Genomic DNA, 11539 nt, shown 5'->3' on the forward strand with positions numbered 1-11539 from the left:
AATGGCCTTTTGATATGTTATGATTTTGCATGCTTAGTCTTTTATTCAAACCGCTCGCCTTACTTTCACTCGCCAACATTCATCGCTTAGGTGCTATTTTAGGTTATGCCATGTATCTATTCATGCCACAAGCTAAAAAAAGAATTCGTGAAAACCTTGCACAAAGTAAGTTGTTTAATGACGAATCGACGATTAACCAAATAAGTAAATTAAATGTCATTGAAAACGGCAAGTCGATTATTGAGAGTTTAGCCATTTGGCAGAAACAAGATAAAGAAACGCTTGCTTGGGTTAAGCCAAGCAAGAATTACCACCTGATTGAAGAAGCGATTGCCAAACAAAAGGGAATTATCTTTCTAACGCCGCATATGGGTTGCTTTGAAATTACTTCAATTTTTTATGGCGCGCAACATCCCATCACCGTGCTTTTTCGTCGCCCTAAAAAACGCTGGTTACAATTAATGACGGAATCTGGACGCGCGCACAACCAAGTAAAATTAGCCACTGCAAATCTACAAGGAGTTCGGCTACTAATGCAGGCATTAAAGCGCGGTGAGGCCATTGGTATTCTGCCAGATCAAGTGCCCGCAAGAGGCGAAGGCGAATTGGCGTCTTTTTTTGGCAAGCCTGCCTATACGATGACCTTAGTGAGTAAACTTGCCGAAAAAACGGGGGCGACTATTATTATGGCCTTTGGCGAACGGCTCGAGAATGCTCAAGGTTTTGAAATTCATCTCACAAAATTAGCTGAGGGTGCAGTAGCAACCCCAACCTTACTCAATCAAGCCATTGAGCAACAAATCGCACAAAAACCGACGCAATACTTGTGGAGCTATCCGCGATATAAAGTAAGAAACCGCATTATCAAAAGAGAGAAAAGACTGTCAGAAAATTAGTTACAAATTTTCGCCTTAAGCCTTAGTCCATGCCTAATCGCTCTACTGCCAATCTTTTTTGAAATTTATCGCTGTGAAATTTGGTATAAAGTTTATTGGCGCGGGCATTCACATCCACCCAAAAAGCTTCTGACTGTGGCAGATAGTGCTCTTTGAACAAAGCCCAGTCTTCTGCGGTAAAACCGCAATTCATGGTTGAAAAAACCAAACCTGAAATATCCTTCATCACAGTCTTGCCGTGTGGTGACTGATTTAATAAAACGCGATGCAGATCGATTAAAATCAAATTCACCTGATTTTTTGACAACTCCGCCTTATTAAGCGCTAAGTGGCATAAGTAAAAATCGCGGTGGCATAGCCCTGCCGCATGCAACTTTGCCGCCAGTTTTGCCATCGCAATCACCACCGTTTGCTTGAATGCAGCTTCTGGCGGATTGGTTTGCCAGTCGGCACAAACATCTTCAAGCGAGGTAATATCGCCCAAATCTTGGGTAATAATAAAAGATTGCTGTGTCGCGGGGTTGCTCCCTTTCACACCATAAGCCACAAGTGGTGTGGTTGCAATGCCGACTTCCTCTAATTTTTGTATCGCACTTACCTCTGTTATTGCACTTACGATGGGCACTTTAAAGCTGATTAGGTTTTTAAAAATCTCGCGCCAGCCCACCCCAAAATGCTGTTTAACAAAATAACTTTTGCCATTAAGGCTTACTTGTATAGTTTTGCGTATGCCAACATCTCGAAAAGCTTTACCTTGCATTTGCATGATATAGGCAAACATATCTTCGCCTGGTTTGCGCAAGTGTTCAGGAAGTGATAAATATTGTTTAGTCCACATCGTTTTAATTCACTAGCCGCTTCTTGTATTTTGCTTTAAGGCAAATTGAATAATTAAATCAGCCTCAGCCGTTGGGGATGATTTTTCTAAAATAGAATTTGTGTAGTTTAAGCCAGCGTTTGTCCAACTTACATTATCAGTCATTAACATAGTAAGCAAACTGGCATTACACTGCGCTTGGTTATAGGGCGATTCCAACACAAGGCCTGCACCAGCAGTTTTCACATGGCTGGCATAGCCACAAACATCGGTCAGCAACACTGGCAAACCCGCAGTCATCGCCTCAATAATCACCAAGCCGGCCAATTCTGAACGGGCAGGATGCGCCAATAAATTTGCGCCCAACATCAAATCGGCAACATCAGCTCTGCCACCCGCCTGAATACAGCGCTCTGCAACGCCTAGCCTTTTTGCATCTTTAGCAAAACTGCTGCTGGACTCATACTCACCCACAGCAAGCAACCATGTATTTTGTTTAATCGTCTCAGGCAGAGCGGCAATTGCTTTCACTACTCGGTCTACGCCTTTTCTAATATAAGCCGAACCAACTGTCAGAATCACATTTGCATCTTGAGGTAAAGAAAATTGCTTAAGCAAATAGTCTCGCGCACATGTCCTATCTTTGTTTTTAAATTTATCGGCAGGGATATTGGGCTGCAAGACATGTAAACGTACTTCAGGCGTTTGATACCAGTGTTGAAACTCCGCTTTATCCCGCGTAGTTAACAATAATATTTGACAATGACTTTGCCTAGAAAAGACCGCATTTTCACAATTTCTAAAAAATCGAAATCGCGCACCCAGACGATAAAACCAGGATTTTTCATGATAAGCACGTGCAATAAAACAAGGGTCTGCCGCGTAATAAGCACCTAAGCCAGCCATACGATTAAAGCCCACCACAAAATCAACCGGTGCCAACTTCAAGGCGGCTTGCATATTGGCTATTAGCGACTGGTGTCGCTGATGGTTAAGCCAGCCTGTACTTGGCAAAATGTGAACCTGCACATTACCTACTGGCTTATCTCCGCGCCATTCGCCTGTATAAATTGTAACCTTATGCCCCAATTTTGCACAATCATTGGCAATACGCAACATGTCACGCTGAACACCGCCATATGGAAAGTATTTAAATATAGTAAACGCAAACTTCATTTTCAGGATTGTATGCGAAAATAATGCTATGAAACGAATTTTGCTGGTTAAAACCTCTTCATTAGGTGATGTCATTCACAACTTACCCGTGGTGAACGATATTTTTCTGCATTACCCAGACGCCATCATCGACTGGGTGGTAGAAGAAAGTTTTGCGGATATCCCACGCCTTCACCCACAAGTCCATCAGATAATCACGCTTGCTCTGCGTCGCTGGCGTAAGCAATTATTCAAACGTAAAACCTGGTGTGAACTATACAGCGTGATTAAAACGCTCTCAAAAAATCAATACGATGTTGTCATTGATACGCAAGGCCTGATTAAAAGCGGCATCATCACGCGTTTTGCAAATGGCATCAAACATGGCTATGACAAAAAATCAATACGTGAGACGCTGGCAAGTTGGTGCTATGAAGAAAAACATTCCATTCAGTATCAGCAACACGCTGTGCATCGGAATCGCACGCTGGTCGCGCTAAGTCTAGGCTATCCAGTTCCAAAAGATGCGCCAGATTATGGCATTCAGGCAGCTATCCAATCAGACCAACCCCTACACTCACCCTATGTGATCGGCCTGCACGGCACGAGTCGTGAATCCAAACTTTGGCCAACAGACCATTGGATAGCGTTGGGCCAACAACTAGCTGAAAGGCAATTGGATTTAGTATTGCCCTGGGCGAGCCAAGCAGAGTTTGAACGGGCACAACACATTGCTAGTAAATTAAAAAATGCCATCGTTTTGCCAAAATCGAGCATCGCGCAACTTGCTACCATCATTAGCAAAGCAAAAGCGGCGATAGGCGTTGATACTGGACTATCGCATTTGGCAGCAGCGCTCAATATTCCGACCATTGCCCTTTACACAGACACCGACCCAGCACTCACTGGCGTTTACGCTGGTAGGCATACACCTGCCATTAACCTTGGCAATATACACTCCATTCCAACTGTCGCCGAAGTATTTAAAACGTTTCTTAGCCAATATAAGTAGTAATTTAAACCAATTTATTTCGCATTTCTTCACCATTTAGCCTTGAAATCTTTTCAGCTAGCCCCATTATCAGAACATTGTCATTCAATTTGAAATTTTTAAGTGGAGAAATTCATGCAGCAAGAAAACCAAAATCCAGAAAATGAAACGGTGCAGCCTGATACCAGCTTTCAACAAAGTGGTGCCGCAGGGTCACTCGACGAACGCATTGGCGAATTAGAGGTGCAACTTGCTGAAGCGCAAGCGGCTGTTTTATATGTGAAAGCCGATGGTGAAAATATTCGTCGTCGCGCTTTAGATGACATTGAAAAAGCGCGTAAATTTGCCTTAGAGAAGTTTTCAAATGAACTATTGGCCGTGAAGGATAGTTTGGATGCTGCACTTCTAATAGAAACTGCCGACGTACAAAGCTACAAAGATGGTGTAAAACTAACCGCGAATCAGCTTGCATCGGTGTTTGATAAATTCAACATTGCGGAAATCAATCCACTGGGCGAGAAGTTTGACCCAAACAAACATCAAGCTATCAGCATGTTAGAAAATAGTGGTGAGCCGAATACGGTGACCCAAGTATTACAAAAAGGCTACACGCTAAATGACCGTGTGTTACGTCCAGCTTTAGTGATGGTGGCTAAGTAAATTTTATTCAATCAATTAAACCAGCCACTTGAAATAACAAAAACAATCACCACAATAGCTTCAAGGTAAAAATTTAACAGCTGCTTACCAAAGCGTAAAACAGCAAATTAATTAGTAAAGGAATAGGAATTATGGGAAAAATTATTGGTATTGACTTAGGTACAACAAACTCTTGCGTTGCAGTGATGGAAGGCGGAAAACCTCGCGTGATTGAAAATGCGGAAGGCGCACGTACTACGCCATCCATCATCGCCTATCAAGAAGACGGTGAAATCTTAGCGGGCGCACCAGCCAAACGTCAGGCTGTGACCAACCCGAAAAATACACTATTTGCGGTTAAACGCTTAATCGGTCGCCGTTTCGATGAAAAAGAAGTGCAAAAAGATATTGGCTTAATGCCTTACACCATTGCAAAAGCGGATAACGGCGATGCATGGGTTGAAGTGCGTGGTGTAAAAATGGCCCCTCCACAAATCTCTGCTGAAGTTTTACGCAAAATGAAAAAAACGGCGGAAGACTACTTAGGTGAAGAAGTGACTGAAGCGGTGATTACTGTTCCAGCTTACTTTAACGATAGCCAACGCCAAGCCACTAAAGATGCGGGCCGTATTGCGGGTTTAGATGTTAAACGTATCATCAATGAGCCTACTGCTGCTGCATTGGCGTTTGGTTTAGATAAACAAGAAGGCGACCGTAAAATTGCCGTGTATGACTTGGGCGGCGGTACATTCGACGTTTCAATTATTGAAATTTCAAGTATCGATGGCGAACATCAATTTGAAGTACTTTCAACCAACGGCGATACATTCCTTGGTGGTGAAGACTTTGATAACCGCTTAATCGATTTCTTAGCAGACGAATTTAAGAAAGAAAATGGCTTAGATTTACGCAATGACTTATTAGCTAAACAACGCCTAAAAGAAGCTGCTGAAAAAGCGAAAATTGAATTATCTGGCGCACAACAAACTGAAGTGAACTTGCCATATATTACGGCGGATGCGACTGGTCCTAAGCACTTAGTGGTAAAAATCACCCGCGCTAAATTAGAATCACTTGTTGAAGATTTAATTGAACGCACCATGGCACCATGCCGCACTGCGATTAAAGACGCTGGTGTAAAAATTGAAGATATTACTGATGTGATTTTGGTGGGCGGTCAAAGCCGTATGCCAAAAGTGCAAGAAAAAGTAAAAGAGATTTTCGGCAAAGAGCCACGTAAAGACGTAAACCCTGATGAAGCTGTAGCGGTAGGTGCGGCAATTCAAGGCGGCGTGTTGAAAGGCGATGTAAAAGATGTGTTGTTACTTGACGTAACGCCTTTATCACTTGGGATTGAAACACTTGGTGGCGTAATGACTAAAGTTATCAAGAAAAATACCACGATTCCGACCAAAGCCTCACAAACATTCTCAACCGCGGATGACAACCAAAACGCAGTGACGATTCAAGTATTGCAAGGTGAACGTGAATTAGCTTCTGCTAACAAGTCACTCGGTCAATTTAATTTGTCAGATATTCCGCCCGCACCACGTGGCATGCCGCAAATTGAAGTTACTTTTGACATTGATGCAAACGGTATTTTGCATGTATCAGCAAAAGACAAAGCTACAGGTAAAGAGAACAAAATTACCATTAAAGCAAATAGCGGCCTAAGTGAAGCTGAAATTCAACAGATGGAAGAGGATGCTGTTAAATACGCCGAAGAAGACCGCAAATTACGCGAACTTGTTGATGTGCGAAATTCTGCAGATGGCTTATTACACTCAGTGAAAAAATCACTGGCTGAACATGGCGACAAATTAGATGTTGCAGAAAAAGAAGCGATTGAAACAGCGTTAAAAGAGGTTGAAGAAGCGATTAAGTCTGATGATAAAGAAACGATTGAAGCTACAACAAAAACCTTAACAGAGGCATCACAAAAGTTAGGTGAAAAAGTTTATGCTGAACAGCAAGCGCAAGCGAATACTGAAAGCGCACAACCAAACCAACAAAGTGAAAAAACCGTGGATGGTGACGTGGTAGACGCTGAATTTGAAGAAGTGAAAAAAGACTAAATAAAGCAGTCGTTAGTCGTCACTTGATAGTCGTTAGTGCCAAATAGCACTAACGACTTTTTCGCTAACAACTAACGCCTAATGACTATTTATAACGACGAATATTATGGCTACCAAAAAAGATTATTACGAAGTTCTCGGCGTAAATAAAGACGCTTCTGAAGAAGACATTAAAAAGTCTTATCGCAAACTGGCGATGAAGTTTCACCCCGATCGCAACCCTGACAACCCCAAAGCAGAAGAGCAATTTAAAGAGGCAAAAGAGGCCTATGAAATGCTATCTGACAGCCAGAAACGAGCCGCATATGACCAATACGGGCATGCAGGCGTAGAACAAGGCGCAGGAGCAGGTGGCTTTGGTGGTGCAGGCTTTAGCGATGCATTTGGCGATATCTTTGGCGACATTTTTGGCGGCGGCCGTTCTGGTGGGCAGCGTAATAATGTCTATCGCGGTGCCGATTTGCGCTACAACATGGAAATCTCGCTTGAAGATGCCGCAAAAGGAATCGAATCAAAAATTCGCATCCCCGTGCAATCCACCTGCGAAACCTGTAAAGGCTCAGGCGCACGGCCTGGCACGCAACCCGTTACTTGTACGACTTGTGGCGGTCATGGTCAAGTGCGCATGCAGCAAGGCTTTTTCTCCGTGCAGCAAACCTGCCCGAAATGTCACGGCAACGGCAAAATGGTGAAGGACCCTTGCCCAACCTGTAGCGGCGCTGGACGCACCAAACAAAACAAAACGCTTTCTGTGAAGATTCCTGCAGGCGTGGATGAAGGAGATAGAATCCGCCTAAGTGGTGAAGGTGAAGCTGGCGTAAACGGTGGACCTACTGGCGATTTATACGTTGTAATTCACCTAAAAGAACACGACATTTTTCAGCGCGAAGGTGGCAATCTGCATTGCGAAATGCCGATCAGTTTCAGCACCGCCGCGCTTGGTGGAGAAATCGAAGTACCAACACTCGGCGGCTCGGCCAAGATGAAGATTCCCGCTGAAACACAAACTGGCGGCGTCTTCAGGCTACGCGGCAAAGGCATTAAGCCACTACGTCAATCTGAAGCTGGTGATTTAATGGTGCATGTTGTAGTTGAAACTCCTGTTAAGTTAACGGAAAAACAAAAAGAATTACTGCGCGAATTTGAAACCAGCACACAGGCGGATTCAGGCAAACACAGCCCAAAAAACAAAAGCTGGGTGGATAAAGCAAAAGACTTCTTTGGCTAGCTTTAGGTGTGTGAAATACAAAAGGCACACACTATGCGCCTTTTGTATAACATTCTCATCTAGAATAACGCTATGTCAATACAAGTACTAATTATAGAAGACGAACTCGCCATTGCTGAAACGCTGATTTACGCGTTTAAAGAAGCAGGCATCGCCACCGTGCACAAATTTTTGGGGGGCGAAGCACTTAATCAACTCAGGCAACACGCTTTTGATTTCGTTATACTCGATGTCGGCTTGCCCGACATGACAGGTTTTGATGTTTGCAAACTGATTCGTGCTGAATTTAATATTCCGATCTTATTTTTGACCGCACGTAATCATGAGATTGACCGCATTATTGGCCTAGAAATTGGTGCAGATGACTATGTCACCAAGCCTTTTAGTCCGCGTGAAGTTGTAGCGCGAGTCAAGGCAATATTACGCCGCACAGAGTTAATGCCTGATACCAACAGCAAAAATGGGCACTTCACAGTCGATGATACCGCCCATCGCATTCAATACAAAAACCACTATTTGGAGCTCACGCGCTACGAATTTTTGCTACTCAAAACCTTAATTAAACAACCGAAACGCGTTTATTCGCGCGACCAATTGATGGATATTGTTTGGGCGAATGCCGAAAACACACTAGAACGCACGGTGGATGCGCACATTAAAACCTTACGAGCAAAGCTGCGTGCTATCGACGCTGCTAGCGAGGCGATTGTCACTCATCGTGGCATGGGTTATAGCTTGCTGACATGAGGTTGCACTTGATGAACTGCCCATCTCACCCTTCGACAAGCGCAGGGCTAACGGAAATTAAAATTTATAACAAATGAAAATTAGCCTCAAAATATTTTTAGGATATTTTTTACTGGTCGGCCTCGCCGCTTGGTTTGTGCTTTATGTCTTTGTCGATGAAGTGAAACCTGGTGTTCGCCAAGCAATGGAAGACACCTTAGTGGACACGGCAAATGTGCTGGCAGAATTGGCAACGAACGATGTAAAAACCGGCACGATTCAAACTGGAAATTTTGCGCAGAGTTTAGCGCAATATCAATCACGCGCCTCCAAGGCCAATATTTGGGGCATCAAAAAACAAGTGGCTGATTACCGCGTCTATATTACTAACGATAAAGGCATCGTTATTTTTGATTCGGCCAAACTGGCGTTAGGGCAAGATTACTCGCGCTGGAACGACGTATACTTAACTTTGCGCGGTAAATATGGTGTGCGTTCAAGCCTAGTAGTGCCAGGGGATGAGAACAGCGACACCATCATGTACATTGCTGCGCCTATCAAAGAAGGCAATATAATAATTGGCTCACTTACTGTTGCCAAGCCAAATCGGGCTTTGCTACCGTTTATTGAACGAGCACAAAGCAAAATTATACACTGGGGTGCATTGTTATTCCTACTATCTATCGTAATCGGCTCCCTTTTCACTTGGCGCTTTACTAATAAAATCAATGCATTACGAGATTATGCCGTGCGCGTAACGAAAGGTGAAAAAGCCACGCCACCAATTTCAAGCAATGACGAACTCACCGAACTGGCGCTTGCCATGCAATCCATGCGGCAGGAGTTAGATGGCAAACAGCATGTGCAAGATTCTATTCAGCACTTAACGCATGAACTTAAAAGCCCGATAACGGCGATTCAAGGCGCGCTGGAGCTTATTTCGCCCAGCATGCCACCTGAAACACAAGCACATTTTTTAGGGCAAATTAAAGCGCAATCGAACCGTGTACAAATTATTATTCAAAACATGCTGGGCTTGGCAGCACTGGAACATCAGCAACAATTGCAACAAGTTAGCCAGGTAAATTTGCACGAATTAATTCAAACGCAAATCAAGCACTTAAACCAAAAAACACATGCCCTGCAAGCCAGTATCCATGCGGCCTGCAGGCCTGCCATTTTAATTAAAGCCGATAGCTTTTTACTTGGACAAGCAATACACAACTTGCTGGAAAATGCACTGGATTTTAGCCCGCCCAAGAGCGAAATAAAAATCGAGGTAACAGAAAAAAACCATCAAATTAAAATTACCGTGCATGATGCAGGCGCAGGTATTCCGGATTATGCTTTAACTAAAGTGTTTGATAAATTTTATTCGCTACCACGTCCGCAAAACACAGCCAATGCTGGCCAAAAAAGTACTGGTTTAGGCTTAAACTTTGTACAAGAAGTGGTGAAGTTGCATGGTGGAAGCGTCACACTTCAAAACAATCCTAATGGTGGTGCGGTCGCCACAATTACTTTGCCGATGTAAATGCTTTAGCAACCCAACCACTGTCATGCTGAACTTGTTTCAGCATGACCGTTGACAAAACTTCACACTCACTTCACACAAGCGCATCAACACTTCATCTAGGCTCGATATTCTGCTAACTCCACCTTATTAATTAGGAGTTAGTCATGAATCGCGCGTTTATATTTAAAGTCATCGGCATCTTTCTGCTGACCATCGTCATGTCGTGGGCGGTGATGTACATCAATTCACTTATCAAAGAGCGGCAATTTCGGCAGGTTGAAGTCAAGCAGCAAATCGCCGCCAGTTCAGCTGGTGCGCAGACCATCGTTGGTCCAGTATTGGCGATTCCATACATTGAAGAATATGACGAAATTGTCACTGAAAATAAGATTAAAAAAGTTGTAAAGCATAAAGAGGAATTAGTGGTGTTTGCCCTACCCGACACGCTGGAAATAAGTGGTGGCTTTACCAATGAATATAAAAAACTGGGCATTTACAAAGCCTTGATGTACCAGCTGGGTGGCAATGTAAAAGGCACCTTCAAACTAACTGCGGATTTTGCTATTAACCCACAACATGAAGGTGGCAAGATTACACTTTTACCTGCCTATGTAAGCCTAGGGATTAGCGACACGCGTGGTATTAAAGGCAAACCAGAACTCACGTTAAATGGTCAGCTATTCGAGTTTGAACAAGGGACTAATCTCAACACGCTGGGCAATGGCATCCACGCTAACTTAGACAAATTAAATGTCCTAGCAAGCAAAAATCTTACGTTTGAATTTAAACTGAATTTACGCGGTATGGAGACTTTTAATTTCACTCCAATTGCCGATAGCAACACGATAGCACTGCATTCAAGCTGGCAGCACCCACACTTTAACGGTAGTTTTTTACCAGATGCTTCAACACAAAAAATCACACCGGCGGGCTTTGAAGCCAAATGGGCGGTTTCATCTTTATCGAGTAGCAACCAAACCACTTTGATTAATCAGCTCGAAAAACGCTGGGATGAAAAAAGTACTTCAAATCCAACATTGGAATCACTTTCAATCGGCTTTGTTGAGCCCATCAACGTATACAGTCAAGCCGACCGCGCCACTAAATACGGCTTACTCTTCATCGGCTTAACATTTGCTGGATTCTTTATCTTTGAAATATTAAAGCACCTACGCATACACCCTGCGCAATATACGCTTGTCGGCTTAGCCATGGCTTTATTTTACTTGTTACTAATTTCGCTTTCTGAGCATATTAGCTTTGCAATCGCTTACTTGATGGCCAGCTTGGCCTGCATTGCCCTACTTAGCTATTACCTGACGCATGTACTTAAAAGTAAAAGTCATGGCTTCATGTTTGCAGGGCTACTCACCGCCTTATACGGTGCGCTCTATGGCATATTAGCCTCAGAAGATAATGCCTTGCTGATGGGTTCTTTATTAGTATTTGGCTTGCTTGCGCTCACCATGGTCATTACGCGTAAGGTCGATTGGTAT

Annotated in this window: 10 protein-coding genes; 8 read left to right on the forward strand and 2 right to left on the reverse strand. The window is 43.5% G+C overall.

Features of this window, described 5'->3' with window-relative positions:
- Positions 1 to 29 precede the first annotated feature (29 nt).
- A complete protein-coding gene (locus HOO90_RS10630; protein WP_292842842.1) occupies positions 30 to 896 on the forward strand; it encodes a lysophospholipid acyltransferase family protein in 867 nt (288 codons plus the stop codon).
- A gap of 22 nt (positions 897 to 918) precedes the next feature.
- Here HOO90_RS10630 and rfaP read toward each other — a convergent pair whose 3' ends face one another.
- Both rfaP and HOO90_RS10640 read right to left on the reverse strand, forming a co-directional pair.
- The gene (gene rfaP / locus HOO90_RS10635; RefSeq protein ID WP_292842844.1) at positions 919 to 1734 is read right to left on the reverse strand and encodes a lipopolysaccharide core heptose(I) kinase RfaP; all 816 of its coding nucleotides are present in this window, start codon (positions 1732 to 1734) and stop codon (positions 919 to 921) included.
- Between the two features lie 12 nt (positions 1735 to 1746).
- On the reverse strand, positions 1747 to 2889 hold the full coding sequence (locus HOO90_RS10640) for a glycosyltransferase family 4 protein (RefSeq protein WP_292842846.1): 1143 nt from the start codon (positions 2887 to 2889) through the stop codon (positions 1747 to 1749).
- Positions 2890 to 2917: 28 nt separating this feature from the next.
- On the opposite strand from HOO90_RS10640, the gene waaC reads away from it, so the two are divergent.
- The 7 genes from waaC to creD form a co-directional block, all read left to right on the forward strand.
- Positions 2918 to 3880, forward strand: a complete 963-nt coding sequence (waaC, locus tag HOO90_RS10645) for a lipopolysaccharide heptosyltransferase I (protein ID WP_292842848.1) — start codon at positions 2918 to 2920, stop codon at positions 3878 to 3880.
- 114 nt (positions 3881 to 3994) lie between these two features.
- A complete protein-coding gene (gene grpE, locus HOO90_RS10650; RefSeq protein WP_292842850.1) occupies positions 3995 to 4519 on the forward strand; it encodes a nucleotide exchange factor GrpE in 525 nt (174 codons plus the stop codon).
- Between the two features lie 131 nt (positions 4520 to 4650).
- Positions 4651 to 6573 (forward strand): molecular chaperone DnaK, encoded by a 1923-nt coding sequence (gene dnaK / locus HOO90_RS10655; RefSeq protein WP_292842852.1) that lies wholly within the window; start codon positions 4651 to 4653, stop codon positions 6571 to 6573.
- Between the two features lie 106 nt (positions 6574 to 6679).
- Positions 6680 to 7801, forward strand: a complete 1122-nt coding sequence (gene dnaJ, locus HOO90_RS10660) for a molecular chaperone DnaJ (RefSeq protein ID WP_292842854.1) — start codon at positions 6680 to 6682, stop codon at positions 7799 to 7801.
- A 72-nt stretch (positions 7802 to 7873) separates the two neighbouring features.
- On the forward strand, positions 7874 to 8548 hold the full coding sequence (gene creB, locus HOO90_RS10665) for a two-component system response regulator CreB (RefSeq protein ID WP_292842856.1): 675 nt from the start codon (positions 7874 to 7876) through the stop codon (positions 8546 to 8548).
- Positions 8549 to 8621: 73 nt separating this feature from the next.
- A complete protein-coding gene (creC, locus tag HOO90_RS10670) occupies positions 8622 to 10061 on the forward strand; it encodes a two-component system sensor histidine kinase CreC (RefSeq protein WP_292842858.1) in 1440 nt (479 codons plus the stop codon).
- Between the two features lie 146 nt (positions 10062 to 10207).
- A partial coding sequence (gene creD, locus HOO90_RS10675) for a cell envelope integrity protein CreD (RefSeq protein WP_292842860.1) occupies positions 10208 to 11539 on the forward strand: 1332 nt, incomplete at its 3' end.

The organism is Methylotenera sp., from assembly GCF_013141425.1.
GTDB lineage: Bacteria > Pseudomonadota > Gammaproteobacteria > Burkholderiales > Methylophilaceae > Methylotenera.